The sequence below is a fragment of the Streptomyces sp. NPDC001927 genome (genome assembly GCF_053594455.1).
Genome location: NZ_JBSFEN010000010.1, coordinates 251,616 through 269,801, shown reverse-complemented (window position 1 = coordinate 269,801; position 18,186 = coordinate 251,616). Strand labels below are relative to the sequence as shown.

Here is an 18,186-nt window from a genome sequence, read left to right as displayed (position 1 = left end):
GGGAGGGGGGAACCGGACCCGCGGGGGTGGAGCCGATGCGTCGCTCGGAGTTACCGCACCTCTCCCACTACTGGGAGCTGTCAGGCCGTCAGGACGGTGTGGACCAGGTCGTACGGGTCGAGGGGAAGGTCCATGTCTACGAGAACTTCCCCGACTACCTCCTGACTGAGAGATTCGAAGGCCCTTACTTCTCCGTACGGACCCCGGGCCTCCGCGACGCCACGGGGGCGGTCGTCCCGTGCACCCCGGAGGCGTGCCGCCGCTGGGTGAACGCCGCCGTCGTCCACGTCAGGACCGTGGACGCGATCAGCGCCGAACTCCGCGCCGCGCACGCCCGGGTCGTCGCCCTCCCGTGGCGGAGGCCGCTGGCCCTGCGGCGCGCCCTCGACGCCTGGGAGGAGGCGCGGGGGCGGTACGAGCGGGTGCTCCAGGATGCCTTCGCGGCGTACGCGCCGGTCGGCGAGGAGATCCGTGCGGTGGTGCAGGCCGAGCAGGAGCGGGTGGCGGCGGAGATCCGCGAGCGGGAGCGGCTGAGGGCGGAGGAGCGCGGGCGGCGGGCGCGGCTCGCGGAGCGGGCGGTGTGGGGCTGGTGCGTGGTGGACGCCGGGGGCGGTCGGCGCACGGTGCACGTCTTCCGGCACGACGTCCGCAGCGTCGAGCTGCCGGCCGAGGCCCGGGGCGGGGACGGCGCGCGCGTCGACCTGGCGGGGCTGCGGCGGGCGCTCCTCGACCTGAACCTGCCCGACGTCGTCTGGGACCGCGCCGCGCTGCGGGAGGCACGGCGGGAGGTGGGCGTGGCGTTCCGGAACTGGTGGCAGGAGCTGTTCTACGAGAACTACCGCACCCTTACCGAGCCCCCGCCGCCCCCTTCTCCGTCACGCTGGAGCACGGGCGGGAGCGGGACGAGCGGGTCGGGCGGGTATAGCGGGGGTGGCTTCAGCTGCGCGAGCGGGTTCTGAGGGGCTACTGACTGGCCGGCTGGTGGCTGGTCGGCTACTGAACGGCCGGCTGGTGACGGGTCGGCTTGTGGCTGGTCGGCTTCTGGCGAAGCGTCCTGGGGTCGTGCCGACGTGGCGTTTGAAGTGGCGGGTCAGGTGCGACTGGTCGTAGAAGCCCGTCGCCGTGGCCACCTCCGCGACGGGACGGCCGGCGAGGAGCAGGCCGCGGGCCCGGGTGACGCGGCGGGACGTCACGTACTGGTGCGGGGCGATGCCGAAGGCCGTGGTGAACGCCCGTACCAGGTGGGTGGGGTGGGCGTGCAGGAGCCGCCCGGCCTCCTCCAGGCTCACGCCCTCCTCCAGCCGGGCGTCGAGCAGCTCCCGCAGGGTGTGCGCCACGCTTCGTGCGGCGACCGTGGGGGCGGGGGTGAGGCGGGGGCGCAGGTGGCCGCGGAGGCGTTCGGCGATCAGGGCCAGGCGGCTCTCCGCCTCCAGCTCGTCGCCCGGGTGCGCCAGCGTCGCGTGCAGCCGCGCGACCCGGGCGCGGAGCAGCGGGTCGGCGAGGTCGGGGCCGTCCACGGCCGGCCCGATGAAGCTCTCGTCCAGCTGGGTCAGGTCCAGGTAGAGCACGCGTTTACGGAAGCCGTGGTCGGTGGCGGGGGAGCCGTTGTGCGGGACCTGGGGCGGCAGCAGCGAGACCGTGTCGTGCGGGGTGCCGTGCTCGCGCCGGTCGAGGTCGTAGCGGACCGCGCCGTCGTCGACGATCAGGAGCGTCCAGGCGTCGTGGACGTGCATCGGGTACGCGTGCTCGGTGAAGTGGGCGTGGAAGACCTCGACGACCCCGGGGATCCGCGGGCGCCAAGCGGTCACCGTTTCACGCGTCACCTTGCCACCATGCCAAGAACGTACAAGAACGGCCCGAGGGCCGACGGGCAGTCTCAGAGCATGAACAGTGACACGAGCACCGACACGAGCACCGACACGAACCCGCCCGTACGGTTCGACAACAAGATCGCCGTGCTGCTGCGGGACGACCTGGAGACCTGGCAGCGGCTGAACGTCACCGCGTTCCTGGTCAGCGGCCTCGGCACGGAGCTCCCCGAGGTGATCGGCGAGCCGTACGCCGACGCCGACGACGTCCCGTATCTGCCGATGTTCCGGCAGCCGGTCCTCGTCTTCGAGGGCTCGAAGGAGACGCTGACCGCCGCGCACGCCCGCGTACTGTCGCGCGCCCTGCCCCACGCGGTCTTCACCGCCGACCTCTTCGCCACCGGCAACGACCGCGACAACCGGGCCGCGGTGCGCGCGGTGCCGACGGGCGGCCTCGACGTGGTCGGACTCGCCGTGTACGGCCCGCGGAACGCGGTCGACAAGGCGCTCAAGGGCGCGCGGATGCACCCGTAGGCTCCGGGTCCGTCCTCGGGTCCGTCCTCGGCTCCGTGCGGAAGCGGTGGCGGTATTCGGTCGGGGTGGTGTCGAGGCGGCGGCGGAAGGCGCGGATCAGGGTGTCGGTCGTGCCGAAGCCGCAGGTGGCCGCGATGCGTTCGAGGGTGCCGTCGGAGGTTTCGAGAGTGGCGCGGGCGCGTTCGACGCGGGCGGCCTCGATGTAGACGCCCGGGGTCATGCCGAGTTCGTCCTTGAAGATCCGGGTGAGCTGGCGGCTGCTGACGTTCGCGTACGCGGCGAGGTCGTCGACCGTGAGGGGTTCGGCGAGGTGGCGGGTGATGTGGTGGCGCAGGTCCTCGACGCGCCGGGTCGTGGAGACCGGTTCGAGCGGGACGCTGAACTGGCTCTGGCCGCTGGGGCGCTTGAGGTACATGACGAGCTGGCGGGCGACGCGCAGCGCGACGGTCTCGCCGAAGTCCTCGGCGACGAGGGCGAGCGAGAGGTCGAGGCAGGCGCTGATCCCGGCGCCGGTCCACACGTCGCCCTCGCGGATGAAGATCGGGTCGGCGTCGACCTCGACCAGCGGGTGTTCGGCGGCGAGTTGGCGCGCGGTCGACCAGTGGGTGGTGGCGCGCTTGCCGTCGAGCAGCCCGGCGGCGGCGAGGATGTGCGCGCCGACGCAGACGGAGGTGACGCGGCGGGTCCGGGCGGCGAGGGTACGGACACGGTCGACGACCGCGGGGTCGGCGAGGGCGTGCACGCGGCGCTGCCCGTCCGCGTCGGTCTGGACCTCGACGGAGCCGGGGACGAGGAGGGTGTCCGTCCTGAGGGCGGCCGCCTCGTCGAAGGTGACGTCGGGGAGGATCCGTACCCCCGCTGACGTCGTCACCGGGTCCATGGTCTCGGCGGCCAGGAGCACGCGGTAGCCGGCGGCGTCCTCCGTCTCGCGGCGCAGGAGCGCGAAGACCTCGGGCGGGCCGGTGACGTCGAGGAGGTCGACGCCGTCGAAGAGGACGATGACGATGAGGCGTTCCACCGGGCTCGGGCTGGGGCTCGGGTTGGGGCTCATGCGGGCGGGCTCCCTCGCGATGTCCGTATCTGCAAGTTGGGTGACATTGCCGACGCGTCGTGGTCGGCCATAGCGTTTCAGACGTAGCGAATGACACCGAACGAGGGGTACTTCGATGGGTACGACCACGACTCACGGGTCCATGACTCACGGGTCCACGACACTCCGCGAGCTGAACGGCTTCGACGACACGCCCGCGTCCCTCGCCGACGCGACGCTGATCCTCGTCGACTACCAGAACACGTACACGCGCGGCGTGATGGAGCTGGACGGCTGGCAGCCCGCGCTCGAAGCGGCGGCCGAGCTGCTCGGGCGGGCGCGCGAGGCGGGCGCGACGGTGATCCACGTCGTCAACGACGGCGGCGAGGGAACCCCGTACGACATCCGGGCCGAGATCGGCGCGATCCACCCGAGCGTGGCGCCCGTCGAGGGCGAGGCCGTCGTCGTGAAGCAGGTGCCGAACGCGTTCGTGAACACCGACCTGGCCGAGCATGTCGACGCGGCCGGTCACAAGGACGTCGTCATCGCCGGGTTCATGACGCACATGTGCGTGACGTTCACCGCCGAGGGCGCGTTCCTGCGCGGGAACCGCCCCACCGTCGTCGCCGACGCCTGCGCGACCCGACCCCTGCGTACGGGGGTCGCGGGGGTCGCGGGGGTCGCCACTGTCGCCGCCGAGCAGCTCCACCACAGCGCGCTCGCGACGATCGGCGACCTGTACGGGGTGGTGGTCGCGTCGGGGTCGGAGCTGGGCTGAGCTGAGAGCTTCGCCGAGGGTCAGCCAAAGATGAGGGTGCGCAGGGGCTTGCCGGTGCGGGGGTCGAGGTCGATGTAGTGGGTCCGGGCGTCGACGCCGACATCGCCGGTGACGATACGGATCCGGTCGGGGCCCGCCCAGGACGCCTCGGTGAGGCCGTACGAGGACACGTCGCCGTTGAAGAAGCCCACCTTCCAGCGGCGCGCGGTCGGGCCCCAGCCCTCGTCGACGTAGACCCACCACAGCGGGTCGATCATCGCCGAACCCTCCTCGACGACGAGGTGGCGGTCGGTGCGGCCGGGGGCCGCCCGGTCCATCGTCTCTGAGGTGGTCGAGGTCATGAGGAACATGACGGGCACGGTCAGGAGGAGAGCCAGTCCGGCGGCCGCGCCGACCAGGATGCGGACGACGAGGGAGCGTACGGCGAGCATCACGGCGGAGGTGAGCAGGCCCAGGACCAGCACGCCGAAGAGCATGGGGTGGTGGAACAGCCGGGCCACCAGGAGCAGTCCGCCGTCCTGGTCCGCCCACCAGCCGGCGGCCTGGGCCAGGACGAGGAGCCCGGCGGCGAGGAGCAGGCGGCGGGGGGTGTACCAGGGGCGCGGGGTGTCCGTCATGAGTGGGCGCTCCAGTGGGGTCGGCCGGGGGAGGAGGGTGATGAACCTCCCCCCGGGATACGGGGGTTGACCCCACCGGGGAGTCGGTTGCTCGCCGGATGGGGGCGGGGAGCCGTTTCCGCGAGGGTATGTCGCATGATCACACACAAGCGCGTCGCCCTGGTTCTCTCCGCCGCAGCCGTGGCGGCCTCGCTCTCGACGACAGGCCACGCGGCGGAAAGGTCGGCTCCTGCCGACCGACTCTCCTGGGCGGCGTGCGGCCCCGCGGGCCTCGGCCAGGAGTGCTCCACCCTCTCCGTACCGCAGGACTACGCCGACCCGGCCGGCCCCCGCCTCTCCCTCGCGGTCTCCCGGATCCGCAGCGACCGCCCCGAGGCACGGCGCGGGACGCTGGTCGTGATCCCGGGCGGGCCCGGCAGCTCGGGGGTGCAGCGGCTCTCGCAGAAGGGTGCGGCGCTGGTCGAGGAGCTGGACGGGGCGTACGACCTGGTGGCGTTCGACCCGCGCGGGGTCGGCGGGAGTTCGACGGCGAACTGCGGGCTCGACCCGGAGGACCGGCGGATGGTGACCCTGCGGTCGTGGCCGGCCGCGGACGGGTCGATCGACGAGAACGTCGAACGGTCACGGCGGACCGCCGAGGCCTGTCTGCGCAACGGCGGCGAGCGCCTGCGCAGCTTCACCACGGCGAACCAGGCCCGGGACCTGGACCGGTTCCGGCAGGCGCTCGGGGAGGAGAAGCTCTCGGCGTGGGGGGTGTCGTACGGGACGTACGTAGGGGCGGTGTACGCGACGAAGTACCCGCACCGCACGGACCGTTGGGTCCTGGACAGCAGCGCCGACCCGAACCCGGAGCGGGTCGCCCGGGGCTGGCTGGCGGACATGGCGAAGGGCGCGGAGGACCGCTTCCCGGACTTCGCGACGTGGGCGGCGGACCCGGCGCGAGGCGACTCGCGCCTGGCCGAACACCCTTCGGATGTACGCCCGTTGATCCTGGCCCTGGCGACTCACCTCGACAACGAGCCGAAGGAGTCGACGACGCCGGGTGTCCCGCTGACGGGCAACATTCTCCGGCAGGCGCTGCAGAACGCCCTCTACTCGGACACCGCGTTCGCGCCCTTCGCGGAACTGGTCCGGTCGGCCCAGGACCCGAAGAGCACGCCCGTCCTCCCCGCCCAGTCCTCCGCCGCGATGCCGGACTCGGACGCGGCGCTCAGCGTCGCCGTGATCTGCAACGACGTGAAGTGGCCGAGCTCGGTCCGCGCCCACGAGCGCGCCGTCGCCGTCGACCGCGCCCGCCACCCGCTGACGGCGGGCATGCCGGTCAACATGACCCCCTGCTCCTTCTGGAAGTCCCCGGCCGAGAAGCCGACCCGCATCACCGACCGCGGCCCCTCCAACATCCTCATGATCCAAAGCCTCCGCGACCCGTCCACCCCGCACACGAGCGGCCTGAAGATGCGCGAGGCCCTCGGCAATCGCGCCCGCCTGGTCACCGTCGACAAGGGCGGCCACGGCATGTACCTGAGCAACGGCAACACCTGCGGCAACACCACCGTGACGACGTTCCTGAAGACGGGGGAGCGGCCGACGGGGGATGCGTACTGCGGCTAGGGGGTCAGCGAGCGGGGCGCCGTGCCGCCAGCCAGGCGCGGGCCTCGCGGAGTTCGCGGGGGCGGTAACCCGGGCCGCCGCAGCAGCTCTTGTGGAAACCGACGCCCGCGTTCAGGAGCAGCGTGAGGGTCCGCCAGGCGGCCTTGTCACGGCGGGGCGGAGGGGCGAAGGCGGAACCGGCGTGGATCATCCGTCCCGCACACTGCGGACACCGCCGCTCACGCTCCTCGCCGTACGGCTGCTTGTACGAAGCGCGGCACGGCAGGCAGACGTAGGAGGTCTTGGCGTGTCCCATGGGGGCAGCGTAGGTCTGCGGGGCCGGGGCTGCCACGGAGTTTGGCCGCCCCCGGATTCGTGCCGGGGGCGGCCCTTTGTTTTGTACTTCCGTCGCTCAGACCTTCAGCGGCTGCGCTTCCGGGGTCGTCGTCGGGGGCGTGGGGCCGCCCGCAGCAGCCACCGGGGTTTCCGCCGGGGCTGTGTCTACGTTGTGTTCTTCCAGGAGGCGGGGGCTGAAGCCCCAGAAGTAGGTGGCTACGAAGCCGACCGCGTAGCCGGCCAGGAGGCCCGCTGCGTAGATCGCGATCGTTTCGCCCAGGCCCTTGTTGCCGTCGAGGAGGGGGAAGAGGGCCCAGCCCGAGGGGCCGATGGCGGTGGAGCCGACCTTGTCGCCCAGCATGTTGAAGAGGCCGATGAAGCCGGCGCCGAAGGCGCCGCCTACGCAGGCCGTGACGAAGGGGCGGCCCAGGGGGAGGGAGACGCCGTAGATCAGGGGTTCGCCCACGCCCAGGAAGCCGGCCGGGAGGGCGGACTTGATCGTGCGGCGGATGGAGCCGTTGCGGGGGAGCTTGACGTAGACCGCCATCGCTGCGCCGACCTGGCCCGCGCCCGCCATCGCCAGGATCGGGAGCAGGACCGTGAAGCCCTGCTGCTCGATCAGCGTCGTGTGGATCGGGATCAGGGCCTGGTGCAGGCCCAGCATCACCAGCGGCAGGAACAGACCGCCGAGGACGAAGCCCGCGCCCGCGCCGGCGTTGGCCAGCAGCCAGTTGGCGAAGTCGCCGATCGCCGTGGAGATCTCGCCCGCCACGAACATCAGGCCGAAGATCGTCACCAGGCCCGACACCAGGACCGTCAGCGTCGGCGTCACCAGGACGTCCAGCGACTCCGGGACCCAGCGGCGGCACCACTTCTCCACGTACACCGCCAGTACCGCCGCGCCCAGTGCGCCCAGTACGCCGCCCTGGCCCGGAGACAGGGACTGGCCGAACGCGTCGATCTTCGCCACCCCCGGGAAGACGATGATCGCCGCCACCGCGCCGCCCAGGATCGGCGTACCGCCGAACTCCTTCGCGGTGTTGAAGCCTACGAAGACCGCGATCAGGGCCATGAAGCCGCTGGCCATCGCCGCCAGGGCCGGCGTCACGCCCGGCAGCCAGCCCAGGTTGATCAGGAGGCCGTTCAGGCCCGCGATGATGCCGCAGCCGATCAGCGCCGGGATCAGGGGGACGAAGATGTTCGCGATCTTGCGGAGGAAGAGTTTGAAGGGGGTGGAGTTCCGCGCCTTCTGTGCTTCCTTGATCGCCTTGCCCCGCTCCGCCAGATCCGGTGCCTCCGGTGCCTTCGCCACCAGCGCCTCGAACTCTGGCGTCACCCGCGCGACCGTGCCCGGGCCGAGCACGATCTGGTACGTGTCGTCCTCCACCACGCCCATCACGGCCGGCAGCGCCCGCAGGGCGTCGTCCTGGACCAGGGAGCGGTCCCGCAGACCCAGCCGGAGCCGGGTCATGCAGTGAGCCACCGAGTCGATGTTCTCGGGGCCGCCGACGAGCGGGAGGATCGCGGCGGCGATGGCGCGGTTCTTGTCGTCTGTGCTCATGTGCGGTGGTGCCTTGCTGTGCGGGGGAGGGGGGAGCGGGTACTACGGGGTCAGGGCTGCTCGGAGGTGGCCCTTCGAGTCGCGGAGTCGCTGGTCGGCGGTCTTGGCATCGATGTCGGCCAGGATCATCAGGATCGCGGTCTTCACCTCGCCGTCCGCCTCGGCGAGCGCGCTCTCGATCTGCTCGTCCGGCGCGCCGGTGGCGAGCGAGACGATCCGGCGCGAGCGGGCCTGGAGCTTGTCGTTGGAGGCGCGGACGTCCACCATCAGGTTTCCGTACGTCTTGCCCAGCCGGATCATCGTGATCGTCGAGATCATGTTGAGGACCAGCTTCTGGGCCGTGCCCGCCTTCAAGCGCGTGGAGCCGGTGAGGAGTTCGGGGCCCGTGACGATCTCGATGCCGTGCTCGGCCGCCGCCGCCAGTCCGCTGTCCGCGTTGCAGGACAGCCCGATCGTCAACGCGCCCGCCGCTCGGGCGTGTTCGACGGCGCCGATGGCGTACGGGGTGCGGCCCGAGGCGGAGATCCCCACCACCGTGTCGTTCGGGGTGAGGCCGAGCTCGTCGAGGTCGGCTGCGGCGAGTTCGCGCGAGTCCTCCGCGCCCTCCACCGCCTTCACCATCGCCGACGGGCCGCCCGCGATCAGGCCGACGACCTCTGTCGGGTCGGTGTTGAAGGTGGGCGGGCACTCGCTGGCGTCGAGGACGCCGAGTCGGCCGGCCGTGCCCGCGCCCGCGTAGATCAGGCGGCCGCCGCGTGCCATACGGGCGGCGGTGGCGTCGATCGCGGCCGCGATCAGCGGCAGCCGCTCCGCGACGGCGGCCGGGACGGTCTGGTCCTCGGCGTTCATCGTGCGGGCGATCTCGAGCGTCGGGAGCTGGTCGATCTCCGCGAGCTCGGGACGGAACGCCTCGGTGGCGAGGGTGGCCAGCTGGGCGCGCAGTTCGGAGTACGTAGCTGAGGAAGCAGAAGACACGTGCGGCTCTTTCGGGGGCTCTGGCGGGGCTCTGGTCAGCGGGTGCGGGGGGAGTGGCGGTGGGCCAGGGCTTCGTACGAGGCCGCGAGGGCAGGGGCCGCCGTCTCGTACGTACGTTGGGTGACGCAGGTGAACAGGCAGTCCACGACCAGGAGTTGGCTGGTACGGGACGACATGGCCGCGGGGCGCAGTTCGCTCTCGCGGGCGGTGGAGGTGGTGAGGATGTGGTCGGCGTACTGCGTCACGGGACCGTCCGGGCGGCCGGTGATCGCGACCGTGGTGGCGCCGTGGTCGAAGGCGACGCGGAGGGGTTCTATGACGTCGCCGGTCGAACCGGAGTGCGTGATCGCGATGGCGACGTCGCCGGAGCGGAGCTGCACGGCGTTGGTCACGGCCAGGTGCGGGTCGCTGTGCGCGTGCGCGAGGAGGCCGATGCGGAGGAGCTTCTGGACGAGGTCCTGGGCGACGAGGCCGGAGGCGCCGACGCCGTACACGTCGATGCGGCGGGCGCCGGCGAGGGCGGCCACGGCCGCGCCGAGCTGGACGGTGTCCAGCCCCGCGGCGGTGTCGGCGAGGGTCTGCTGCTCGTCGTACGCGAGCTTGGCGACGACGTCCGCGATCGGGTCGTCCACGGCGATGTCGGCGGTGACCGCGGGCGCCCGGCCGGACTGCTGCTGCGCGGCGAGGCCGGCGAGGGCGAGGCGCAGGTCGCGGTAGCCGGGGTAGCCGAGGAGGCGGGCGGTGCGGACGACGGTCGCCTCGCTGGTGCCGGTGAGCTCGGCGAGGCCCGTGACGGTGAGGGCGGCGCAGCCGGCCGGGTCCCCGGCGACGGCCTCGGCGACGCGCTGCATCGAGCGGGTCATGGAGGGCGCGAGCGTCCGCACCTTGGCCGCGAGCGCGGCGGGAGCGGGCGGGGCGGCCTCGGTGGTCTGGCCGGGGCTGGGGGTGGACGCGGTGGAGGGCGGCCCTGAGGTCGGGGCCCCGGGCGCGGGCACCTGGCCGCTGAAACTTTCCTTCACGTCATTGGTCACACCTGAAAGATATTTTCGGGCGCGGGGGGCGTCAAGACCCCGAGGGTCCCGGATGCGGACGGGACCTTCGCCCCTGAGGCTTGTCGGGTGACAATGTGCGCATGGACGACATCGACCCTCTGGAGCAGGCCCTGCACGCCGCCCGCGCCCTGGTCCTCGCCGATCTCGCGGCGCGCGACGTGGCCGCCGCCGAGGTCGTGTCGATGGTCGAGGACGCCGTCACGCACCGCCGTTGGTGGGTCGAGCAGTGGCCCGAAGGCACCGAGTACGTCGCAGGGCTCGTCGCCCAGGACGTCCAGGACGCCCTCCTGGAACGGTACGGACGCTGGCCCCTCTGCCCCGTCTGCCCCACGGGCGACCCGCACGCCCTGGACGTCGAACCCGAACTCGGCCCCGACCCGCACTGGGTCTGCGGCAAGGCCGGCGTGGTCGTCGCCCCGGTGGGCGGACTGACGTGACCCTCTACATCGACCCGCCGACCTGGCCCGGCCACGGCCGCATGTGGTCCCACCTGGTCAGCGACGTCTCCCACGACGAACTCCACGCCTTCGCCGCCGCGATCGGCGCCCCGCCCCGCGCCTTCGAGCGCGACCACTACGACATCCCGTCCGACCGCTACGCGGACGCGGTGGCGGCGGGCGCGGTCGAGGTCGGCTCGAAGGAACTCGTACGCCTCATCACGGAGGCGGGGCTGCGCCGCCCGAAGGGGCGCCCGGAGGACTGGCCGGCGGAGGCCTGACGGGCCCGGCCCTGTACAGAGCCCTGCCCGGCCCCGTACAGAGCCGGGTCCGGACCCGCCCCGCCCCCGCCGGGGCTCGTACTCAGTAGGTGATCGCCGCGCCGTGCGTCGCCGTCAGTTCGTCCGTGGCGTGGCCGTCGTGGATCTTGACCGGATTGCCGTCGACGTTCCGTACCTTCAGCGTCGTACGGACCTGGCTGCAGCCGCCGAGCTGCGCGGTGGTGAGCGTGAGCGTGTTCGCCGCCGTCTGGTGGTGCTTGGCGTTGGAGATGTTCCAGCGCGCGACCGGACCCGTGATCGGGCCGCCGCACAGCGAGCCGTCGGGGTTGCGGGGCTGGGCCTCGACCCAGGTCTCGACGGTGGTGCCGGTGTAGGCGCTGGTCCCGCCGGAGCAGATCGAGGAGCCGGCCGCGCAGGTCGAGAGCGCGGCGTCCTGGTAGAGGGAGATGGTGGGGGCGCCCGTCGGGGTGACGGTGTAGCCGAGGGTGGTGGCAGTCGTGGCCCGGGCGACCGTGACGCCGGTCCCCTGGAGCAGGGTCCAGCGGGCGATGGTGGGGTAGTCGGCAGTGGTCTTGCGGGCCAGCTCGGCGCCGGCCGGCACGCGCATGGTGACGGTACGGCCGCCCTGGATGATCGAGGAGTACGAGACGACCGACAGGCGGCAGGTGTAGTCGCCGTCCGCGGGCGCGACGAACACCCAGCGCAGGGAGGCGGTCAGCGAGGCCTCGATCGACGGCACCAGGTTCGCCGCCCAGTAGGCCCCGCCCTCGGTGCCGGTCGGCAGCGCGGTCCCGTCCGCGTCGCGGCAGCGGATCGCGAAGGTGTTGCCGATGTTGTCACCGGCCGAGAGCGTGTCGACGGGGTCGACCAGGAAGTGCCGGGACCACAGGTACGACTTCTCCCCCGCGGCCGCGCTGAACGCGATCTCGGTGCCCGGCACGTCCTTGTACGTGTCGGCGTTCCGCGTCACCTCGTACGTGAAGTCCGCCGACGCGGCGGTGGCGGGCGCCGCGCCGGACACCGTTCCCGCGAGGGCGAACACGACCGCCCCCGCCGCTGCCCCGGCGGTCTTTCCCGCCGTCTTCGCCGCCGCCCACATCCTGTTGCGTATCACTGAGCTCCCCGGTCCCGTGTGCGTGGACCCCGTCGGTCGGGATCAGCGTGACGATACGCGGGACTTCTCCGGCTCCTGTGCGGAGGCGCCGAACACGACGCGGGAGGGGCGGGACTTGGTCAGCCGGAGCGAGAGGGCCACCGTGCCCAGGGCGACCACCGTCATCGCCGCGCCCGCCCAGGCCGTCGAGGCGAAGCCGAGGTTCGCGTCGATCGTGGTGCCGCCGAGCCAGGGGCCCGCCGTGTTGCCCAGGTTGAAGGCGGCCGTCGTCGTGGCGCCCGCGAGGGTCGGGGCGGCGCCGGCCACGTTGAACATGCGGGCGTTGAGGGCGGGGGCCGTGTAGAAGGCCGAGACGCCGAGCAGGAACGAGAGCGCGATCACCGCGACCGGGCTGGAGGCGAAGAGGGCCAGGGCGACCAGGAAGACCGTCGAGGCCGTGACGCCGCTGAGCAGGACCCCGAAGAGGTGCGCGTCCGCGACCCGGCCGCCGATCGTCGTACCGATCAGCGCGCCGATGCCGAAGAGGCCGAGGATCGCGGAGACCCAGCGCGCGTCGATCCCGGCCACGTCCGTGATGACCGGCGCGAGGTACGAGAACGCGCAGAAGACGCCGCCCGCCGCGAGCGCCGTGATCACGATCGACAGCAGTACCTGCCGGTCCCGGTAGATCGCCAGCTCCCCCTTGAGGCGCGGCTTCGTCTCCGGGAGCGGGATGTGCGGGATCCGGGTGACCACGCCCACCAGCGCGATCGCCGAGGCCACGCCGACCGCCCAGAACGCGGCCCGCCAGCCGAGGTGCTCGCCGAGGAAGGCGCCCGCCGGGACACCGAGGACGTTGGCGATGGAGAGGCCGCCGATCATGACCGCCATCGCGCGGGCCCGCGAACTCACCGGCACCATCGCGATGGCGACCGCCGCCCCGACCGCCCAGAAGCCGGCGCACGCGAGCGCGCTCAGGACCCGCGAGGCGAAGAGGACGGCGTAGTTCGGCGCGAGCGCGCCGGCGACCTGGCCGAGGCCGAAGACCGTGATCAGGGTCACGAGCGTCGTCTTGCGCGGGAGCCGGAGGGTCGCGACGGCGAGCAGCGGGGCGCCGACGACCATGCCGATCGCGAAGGCCGAGATGAGGAGTCCCGCCCGGGGTATGGACACGTTCATGTCGTCGGCGATGGGCGGCAGCAGCCCGGACAGCATGAATTCGCTGGTGCCGAGCGCGAAGACGGAGAGGCCGAGGATGTAGACGGCCAGCGGCATGCGGGTGGCGGCGGTGGGGGTGGGGGAGGACCCGGGGGAAGGCGCGGGGGAGGGGACGGCGGGCTCGGCGGGGGTTGACGGCATGACATGCGTCAACCCGCAGGTCACCCCTGTCATTCCCCGGGGGAGGAGTGTCTCGCGATACGGACGAAGACGCCGGCCCCGCCCCCGATGGGGGTGGGACCGGCGTCGTCGTGGTTCACCGGAGTCAGCTCAGAAGACGAGGTTGCCCGCGTCGCTCGCCCACGGCACGGAGGCCAACAGGCCGCCGCGCATCGGGGCGCGCCAGTCGCCCGTACCCCGGTAGAACTTCTGGCCCGACGGGCTCGTCGCCAGGAGGTCCGGGCGGCCGTCCCGGTCGCCGTCGCCGATGCCGACGAGCTGGCTGAACGCGCCCCAGCCCGCGCCGACCCTCGTACGCGCCGTGAAGGTGCCGTCGCCCTTGCCCAGGTACAGCCAGAGGACACCGGCCTTGTCCCGGGCGAAGAGGTCGCCCGCCGGTCCGCCCGCGATGTCGCCGACGGCCACGAGGTCGTTGTAGATCCCCCAGCCGCTGCCGATCTTCGTCCGCCCGGAGAACGGGGCGGTCGCGGAGCCGGTGCCCTTGTAGAGCCAGAGCGCGCCGGCCTTGTCGGTGGCGACGAGGTCGGGACGCCCGTCCCCGGTCAGGTCGCTGCCGGCCGCGATCTTGTCGTAGATCTGCCAGCCGGTGCCGACCTTCACGCGGGTGGCGAAGCCGCCCGTGCCGGTTCCCTGGTAGAGCCAGAGCAGACCGGCCTTGTCCCGGGCCACGAGGTCGCCGACGGCGGAGCCACCGAGGTTGCCCGTCGCCTCGATCTTGTCGTAGATGTTCCAGCCGCCGCCGAGCGACTGCCGCGCGTCGGCCGTCAGCTGGTTGAACTCCCGGTAGTAGGTGGTGTCGCTCCTCCAGAGCTTGCCCGAGGTGTCGCGGAAGAGGACGTCCGCGCTGCCGTTGTCGTCGAAGTCGTGCGGCACGGTCTTCCGGGCGACCTTGAAGCTGCCGGAGGCGGAGGTGGCCGGGCCGATGCCGTTGAGCGGCTCCACGGTCATGTGCCAGGTGTAGTCGCCGTTGTACGCGCTGGTGAAGGCCGCACCGATCTGGCCGTCCCAGTCGACCGTCACGCTCGGGGTGTACGGGTGGCTCCGGACGAACTCACGGGTCTGTCCGGTCCGGACGTGGCGCAGGGTGATCGTCGCCTCGACGCTGGTCCGGGAGACCTGCCAGGTGAAGCTCGCCCTTCCGCCGTTCTTGCCGAGGTCGACGGTGGCGGGGATGTCGTTGCCGCCGATGACGGCGTGGGTGGGCTCGCCGGTGCTCGCCACCAGGGTGACGACGGGAGCCGCGCCGGCCGCACCGCGCACGAGCTTGTAGAGGCCCTCGCCCTGGGCGACGGTGCCACCGCGTACGTAGAGGCCGTCGGGGGCGGTGGCGGACGAGGTCAGGTGGTCGAGGAGCTTGACCTTCGCGCCGGTCGCCGGGTCGTAGGCGGTGAGGGCGTACAGCGGGTTGACGTCGCCGTTGGAGATTCCGCCCGCCTCGCCGTACACGACCCAGCCGCCGACCAGGCCGATCTGGAGGTCGCTCGTCCAGGCCGTGTCGATCGGGATCACCTGGACCTTGTCCGCGGCGCGGTCCAGGAGGAACACCATCGGGCGTCCGGTCTCGTCGCCCTCGGTCCAGGCGACGTGCGTCTCGGAGACGGCGATGTCGCCACCCGCCGAGCCCGCGGTCCGGTCGTGGATCTCGTCGAGGGCGCCGGTGGCGAGGTCGAGCAGGCCCCACTTCTTCGCCGTGCCGTCGGTGAAGGTGACGAGCGCGTCCTCGGGCGTGCCCGGGGCGACGGCGATCTCGGTCGCACCGGCCGGGAGACCCGTCACGGTCACCGTGCCGCCCTCCGTGTCGTGCCGGTGCATCCGTACGGTCGTGCCGTCCGCGGACTTGGTGAACACCGCGTTGGCGGCCGAGCCGATGTACCTGGCGCCGCCGGCCGACGACCCCACGGGGACCTCGAGCACCGACATCGTGGTCAGGTTCCGGAGCGTGACCTTGTAGCTCCCCCCGGGGAAGACCAGGTAGTCCGTGGTCCGTGAGGAGCGCAGGAGCGTGCCCCAGTCGTAGGCCTGTGAGGGGCCACCGGTGTAGCGCGTCCAGCGCTTCTCCCAGGTGGTCCCGGTGCGCCCGAGGAAGCCGGTCAGGCCGGCGTCCATCAGCTTGGTGTCCTTCGGGAAGGGGACCGGCGTCGCCGGAGCGTCCGCCTTCGAGGCCACGCCGCCGTTCGCCGCGTCGGCGGCGGCCGCCGGGAGGGCGGTCAGCGTGCCCGCCCCGAGTGTGACGGCGAGAACGGTGGTGGCGGCGGCGAGGAGCCGACGCCGGGTCGAGCGAGCGTGGGGCACGTGCGGTTTCTCCCTCAGATGCGCAGAAGTGTGCGGGCGCACCAGGCGCCACCTGATGGGACTCACGAAACAGCGAATGGTTGCACGAAGATCGAAAACTCTCCGCCAGGCTTCCCAGCCGTCAGGCTTCCCAGTCGTCAGGCCTCCGAGCTGTCAGGCCTCCGAGCCGTCAGACCTCCCGGCCGTCAGGCCTCAAGCCCCGCCAGCTCCCCCTCCACGTTCCGTCGCGCCCGCGCCTCCCAGCGCGCCGCCCCGTACTCAGTACGGAACAGCCGTGGCAGGGCGAGGAGTTGGCGGAGGACAGCCGCGCGGCCCTGGCGGAAGGCGTCGTCCGGGACGAAGGCGTACTCCTCGCGGACCGCCCGCACATACCCCCCGTACGTACCCTCGTCCGTCGCCAGGATCGCCAGGTCCGCGTCGCACAGGATCTCGCCGTTGACGTCGCCTCCCGCCGGGTCGTGCGTCACCGTGAGGTGGACCAGGCGGGCCACCTCCGCGACCTCGTGCGCGCCCAGGCCGGCCTCCGTCAGGGCCTTCTCGGCCAGGGTCGCCGAGCGCTCCTCGTTCTCGGAGCGGTCCGGGCGGTAGACCGCGTCGTGGAACCAGGCCGCCAGCCTGATCAGCTCCAAGTCAGCGCCGTCGTGCGGCAGTTCGTCGATGCGGTCCAGGACCGCCCGCAGGTGGTCGACCGTGTGGTACCTGCGCTGCGGCTCCGACCAGCGCGCCAGCAGGTTCCTGCCGTACGGCTCCGGGGGCGGGCCTTCGTCGCCTCCCCGTGCCGCAAGCAGCGTCGAGGTCCAGCGTGCGAGGAGTGCGGGGTCCACGTCTGCGGTCATGGGGGGATCATCCCCCGGATCCGCTCCGTCTTACATACCCCCCATGGGTATGCTACGGTGCTCCGCGAAGGTACCCCCTAGGGGTATGCGTCGAGCGAAGGAGCAGGGCAATGTCAACCGTCAATCCCCGGCGCTGGTGGGCACTTGTCGTGCTCGCCGCCGCTCAGTTCATGGTCATCATGGACACCTCGATCATCGGCGTCGCGCTGCCCGAGATGCAGAAGGACCTGGGCTTCTCGCAGAGCGAGCTGCAGTGGATCTTCAACGCGTACGTGATCGTGTTCGGTGGGCTTCTGCTGCTCGGCGGGCGGCTCTCCGATCTCCTCGGTGCCCGCCGGATCTTCGTCACCGGCTGGGTGGTGATGATCGCCGGTTCGGTCCTCGCGGCCGCCGCGCAGACCGCCTGGGTCGAGATCGCCGGCCGTGCCGTCCAGGGCGTCGGCGGCGCGCTCATCGCGCCCTCCGCCATGACCCTGCTGATGATCCTCTTCATGCACGACCCGAAGGAGCTCGGCAAGGCGATGGCGCTCTACGGCGCCGCCGCCCCCGCCGGCGGTACCGCGGGCGTGTTCCTCGGCGGTGTCTTCACCGAGTGGATGAGCTGGCAGTGGGTCTTCATCATCTACATCCCCATCGGCCTCGCCACCCTCGCCGCCACCAAGGTCCTCCCGCCCGTCGAGTCCCGCCGCGGCTCCGTCGACGTCCTCGGCGCCGTCGCCGTCACCGCCGGTCTCGCGCTCGCCGTCTTCGCCGTCGTCCGCGCCCCCGAGGTCGGCTGGGGCTCCACCGGTACCGTTCTCCAGCTCGTCGGCGCAGCGGCCCTGCTCGTCCTCTTCTTCGTGATCCAGAAGTCCGTCCGCGAGCCGCTCATGCCGCTCGGCGTGTGGCGGATCCCGCGCCTCGGCTCGGCCAACCTGGCGATGACGCTGCTCGGCGCCGCGTGGATCCCGATGTGGTACTTCCTCAACCTCTACCTCCAGCAGGTCCTCGGCTACGGCGCCTTCGCCTCCGGCGCGGCCCTGCTCCCGATGACCGTCCTGCTGATGATCTTCATGACGGCCATCACCGCCCGCCTCATGGGCCGTTACGGTGCCAAGCCGCTGATCGCGGGCGGTCTGCTGGTCCTCGCGGCCGGGCTCGTCTGGCTCGCCGCCGTCCCGCCGACCGGCACCTTCCTCGTCGACGTCCTGCCCGCCTCGCTGGTCGCCGCGCTCGGCATGTCCCTCGCCTACATCCCGGCGATGATCGCCGCGATGTCCGGCGCCCCGCAGGAGCAGGCCGGTCTCGCCTCCGGCATCGTCAACACCACCTACAACGTCGGCTCCGCCCTCGGTCTCGCCGCGCTCACCGCCCTCGCCATGTCCCAGGGCGCGGACCAGCTCGGCGACCTCCCGGCCCTCACCGACGGCTTCTCCGCCGCCTTCATCGGCGCCGCCGTCATCGCCGCCGTCGGCGGTGTCGTCACCCTCCTCGTCATGAAGAGCGACAAGGCCCTCGCCGCCGGCGCCCCGGCCGAGTCCGCCCCCAGCGGCGACAAGGTCTCCGCCTGATACAGCGCTACGAAAAAC

At 72.2% G+C, this 18,186-nt stretch carries 18 protein-coding genes; 7 read left to right on the top strand and 11 right to left on the bottom strand.

What is annotated here, in order from left to right; all coding sequences use genetic code 11:
- The first annotated feature begins 35 nt into the window (after positions 1–35).
- Positions 36–959 (top strand): hypothetical protein, encoded by a 924-nt coding sequence (locus ACWCO8_RS27180; protein WP_451034466.1) that lies wholly within the window; start codon positions 36–38, stop codon positions 957–959.
- On the opposite strand, the gene ACWCO8_RS27175 is transcribed toward ACWCO8_RS27180, so the two are convergent.
- A complete protein-coding gene (locus ACWCO8_RS27175) occupies positions 876–1,823 on the bottom strand; it encodes a helix-turn-helix domain-containing protein (protein WP_451034465.1) in 948 nt (315 codons plus the stop codon). The two genes, ACWCO8_RS27180 and ACWCO8_RS27175, sit on opposite strands and share 84 nt — an antisense overlap.
- 60 nt (positions 1,824–1,883) lie before the next feature.
- Here ACWCO8_RS27175 and ACWCO8_RS27170 point away from each other — a divergent pair, with 60 nt between their 5' ends.
- A complete protein-coding gene (locus ACWCO8_RS27170) occupies positions 1,884–2,342 on the top strand; it encodes a DUF2000 family protein (protein ID WP_451034464.1) in 459 nt (152 codons plus the stop codon).
- Here ACWCO8_RS27170 and ACWCO8_RS27165 read toward each other — a convergent pair.
- Positions 2,317–3,393: a GlxA family transcriptional regulator gene (locus ACWCO8_RS27165; protein WP_451034463.1), complete on the bottom strand. Its 1,077-nt coding sequence runs from the start codon at positions 3,391–3,393 to the stop codon at positions 2,317–2,319. The two genes, ACWCO8_RS27170 and ACWCO8_RS27165, sit on opposite strands and share 26 nt — an antisense overlap.
- A gap of 142 nt (positions 3,394–3,535) precedes the next feature.
- Here ACWCO8_RS27165 and ACWCO8_RS27160 point away from each other — a divergent pair, with 142 nt between their 5' ends.
- Entirely contained in the window at positions 3,536–4,150 is a 615-nt protein-coding gene (locus ACWCO8_RS27160) for a cysteine hydrolase family protein (RefSeq protein ID WP_451034462.1), read from the top strand.
- A gap of 20 nt (positions 4,151–4,170) precedes the next feature.
- Here ACWCO8_RS27160 and ACWCO8_RS27155 read toward each other — a convergent pair whose 3' ends face one another.
- The gene (locus ACWCO8_RS27155) at positions 4,171–4,767 is read right to left on the bottom strand and encodes a hypothetical protein (protein ID WP_451034461.1); all 597 of its coding nucleotides are present in this window, start codon (positions 4,765–4,767) and stop codon (positions 4,171–4,173) included.
- A gap of 135 nt (positions 4,768–4,902) precedes the next feature.
- Between ACWCO8_RS27155 and ACWCO8_RS27150 the strand changes: the two genes are divergently transcribed.
- Positions 4,903–6,378 carry an alpha/beta hydrolase gene (locus tag ACWCO8_RS27150; RefSeq protein ID WP_451034460.1) on the top strand — a complete coding sequence of 492 codons (1,476 nt, stop codon included), beginning with the start codon at positions 4,903–4,905 and terminating at the stop codon, positions 6,376–6,378.
- Positions 6,379–6,382: 4 nt separating this feature from the next.
- Here ACWCO8_RS27150 and ACWCO8_RS27145 read toward each other — a convergent pair whose 3' ends face one another.
- The 4 genes from ACWCO8_RS27145 to ACWCO8_RS27130 all read right to left on the bottom strand — a co-directional run bounded on the left by ACWCO8_RS27145 (position 6,383) and on the right by ACWCO8_RS27130 (position 10,113).
- On the bottom strand, positions 6,383–6,673 hold the full coding sequence (locus ACWCO8_RS27145) for a deoxyxylulose-5-phosphate synthase (RefSeq protein ID WP_451034459.1): 291 nt from the start codon (positions 6,671–6,673) through the stop codon (positions 6,383–6,385).
- A 96-nt stretch (positions 6,674–6,769) separates the two neighbouring features.
- Positions 6,770–8,254 carry a PTS transporter subunit EIIC gene (locus ACWCO8_RS27140; RefSeq protein ID WP_451034458.1) on the bottom strand — a complete coding sequence of 495 codons (1,485 nt, stop codon included), beginning with the start codon at positions 8,252–8,254 and terminating at the stop codon, positions 6,770–6,772.
- Positions 8,255–8,296: 42 nt separating this feature from the next.
- Positions 8,297–9,229, bottom strand: coding sequence for an N-acetylmuramic acid 6-phosphate etherase (gene murQ, locus ACWCO8_RS27135; RefSeq protein ID WP_451034457.1), 933 nt, complete (start codon positions 9,227–9,229; stop codon positions 8,297–8,299).
- A gap of 35 nt (positions 9,230–9,264) precedes the next feature.
- Positions 9,265–10,113 carry a MurR/RpiR family transcriptional regulator gene (locus ACWCO8_RS27130; RefSeq protein ID WP_362007885.1) on the bottom strand — a complete coding sequence of 283 codons (849 nt, stop codon included), beginning with the start codon at positions 10,111–10,113 and terminating at the stop codon, positions 9,265–9,267.
- 248 nt (positions 10,114–10,361) lie between these two features.
- On the opposite strand from ACWCO8_RS27130, the gene ACWCO8_RS27125 reads away from it, so the two are divergent.
- Together ACWCO8_RS27125 and ACWCO8_RS27120 are read left to right on the top strand one after the other, a co-directional pair.
- Positions 10,362–10,718 carry a hypothetical protein gene (locus tag ACWCO8_RS27125; protein WP_451034456.1) on the top strand — a complete coding sequence of 119 codons (357 nt, stop codon included), beginning with the start codon at positions 10,362–10,364 and terminating at the stop codon, positions 10,716–10,718.
- Complete coding sequence (locus ACWCO8_RS27120; protein WP_362007484.1) at positions 10,715–10,999, top strand: DUF4031 domain-containing protein; 285 nt, start codon at positions 10,715–10,717, stop codon at positions 10,997–10,999. The genes ACWCO8_RS27125 and ACWCO8_RS27120 overlap by 4 nt, the downstream gene beginning before the upstream one ends.
- 82 nt (positions 11,000–11,081) lie before the next feature.
- Here ACWCO8_RS27120 and ACWCO8_RS27115 read toward each other — a convergent pair whose 3' ends face one another.
- From ACWCO8_RS27115 to ACWCO8_RS27100, 4 genes are all read right to left on the bottom strand, one after another.
- A complete protein-coding gene (locus tag ACWCO8_RS27115) occupies positions 11,082–12,113 on the bottom strand; it encodes a hypothetical protein (protein ID WP_451034455.1) in 1,032 nt (343 codons plus the stop codon).
- Positions 12,114–12,155: 42 nt separating this feature from the next.
- Positions 12,156–13,367 (bottom strand): Cmx/CmrA family chloramphenicol efflux MFS transporter, encoded by a 1,212-nt coding sequence (locus ACWCO8_RS27110; protein ID WP_451034575.1) that lies wholly within the window; start codon positions 13,365–13,367, stop codon positions 12,156–12,158.
- Positions 13,368–13,580: 213 nt separating this feature from the next.
- Entirely contained in the window at positions 13,581–15,782 is a 2,202-nt protein-coding gene (locus tag ACWCO8_RS27105; RefSeq protein WP_451034454.1) for an FG-GAP repeat domain-containing protein, read from the bottom strand.
- Positions 15,783–15,967: 185 nt separating this feature from the next.
- Positions 15,968–16,618 carry an HD domain-containing protein gene (locus ACWCO8_RS27100; protein WP_451034453.1) on the bottom strand — a complete coding sequence of 217 codons (651 nt, stop codon included), beginning with the start codon at positions 16,616–16,618 and terminating at the stop codon, positions 15,968–15,970.
- Positions 16,619–16,728: 110 nt separating this feature from the next.
- On the opposite strand from ACWCO8_RS27100, the gene ACWCO8_RS27095 reads away from it, so the two are divergent.
- Positions 16,729–18,168: an MFS transporter gene (locus tag ACWCO8_RS27095; protein ID WP_451034452.1), complete on the top strand. Its 1,440-nt coding sequence runs from the start codon at positions 16,729–16,731 to the stop codon at positions 18,166–18,168.
- Positions 18,169–18,186 lie beyond the last annotated feature (18 nt).

Excerpts from the sequence above, each read along its gene's own strand:
- ACWCO8_RS27180 (WP_451034466.1), top strand. The coding sequence starts at position 36 with ATGCGTCGCTCGGAGTTACCGCACCTCTCCCACTACTGGGAGCTGTCA.
- ACWCO8_RS27170 (WP_451034464.1), top strand. The coding sequence starts at position 1,884 with ATGAACAGTGACACGAGCACCGACACGAGCACCGACACGAACCCGCCC.
- ACWCO8_RS27165 (WP_451034463.1), bottom strand. The coding sequence starts at position 3,393 with ATGAGCCCCAACCCGAGCCCCAGCCCGAGCCCGGTGGAACGCCTCATC.
- ACWCO8_RS27160 (WP_451034462.1), top strand. The coding sequence starts at position 3,536 with ATGACTCACGGGTCCACGACACTCCGCGAGCTGAACGGCTTCGACGAC.
- ACWCO8_RS27155 (WP_451034461.1), bottom strand. The coding sequence starts at position 4,767 with ATGACGGACACCCCGCGCCCCTGGTACACCCCCCGCCGCCTGCTCCTC.
- ACWCO8_RS27150 (WP_451034460.1), top strand. The coding sequence starts at position 4,903 with ATGATCACACACAAGCGCGTCGCCCTGGTTCTCTCCGCCGCAGCCGTG.
- ACWCO8_RS27145 (WP_451034459.1), bottom strand. The coding sequence starts at position 6,673 with ATGGGACACGCCAAGACCTCCTACGTCTGCCTGCCGTGCCGCGCTTCG.
- ACWCO8_RS27140 (WP_451034458.1), bottom strand. The coding sequence starts at position 8,254 with ATGAGCACAGACGACAAGAACCGCGCCATCGCCGCCGCGATCCTCCCG.
- ACWCO8_RS27125 (WP_451034456.1), top strand. The coding sequence starts at position 10,362 with ATGGACGACATCGACCCTCTGGAGCAGGCCCTGCACGCCGCCCGCGCC.
- ACWCO8_RS27110 (WP_451034575.1), bottom strand. The coding sequence starts at position 13,367 with ATGCCGCTGGCCGTCTACATCCTCGGCCTCTCCGTCTTCGCGCTCGGC.
- ACWCO8_RS27100 (WP_451034453.1), bottom strand. The coding sequence starts at position 16,618 with ATGACCGCAGACGTGGACCCCGCACTCCTCGCACGCTGGACCTCGACG.
- ACWCO8_RS27095 (WP_451034452.1), top strand. The coding sequence starts at position 16,729 with ATGTCAACCGTCAATCCCCGGCGCTGGTGGGCACTTGTCGTGCTCGCC.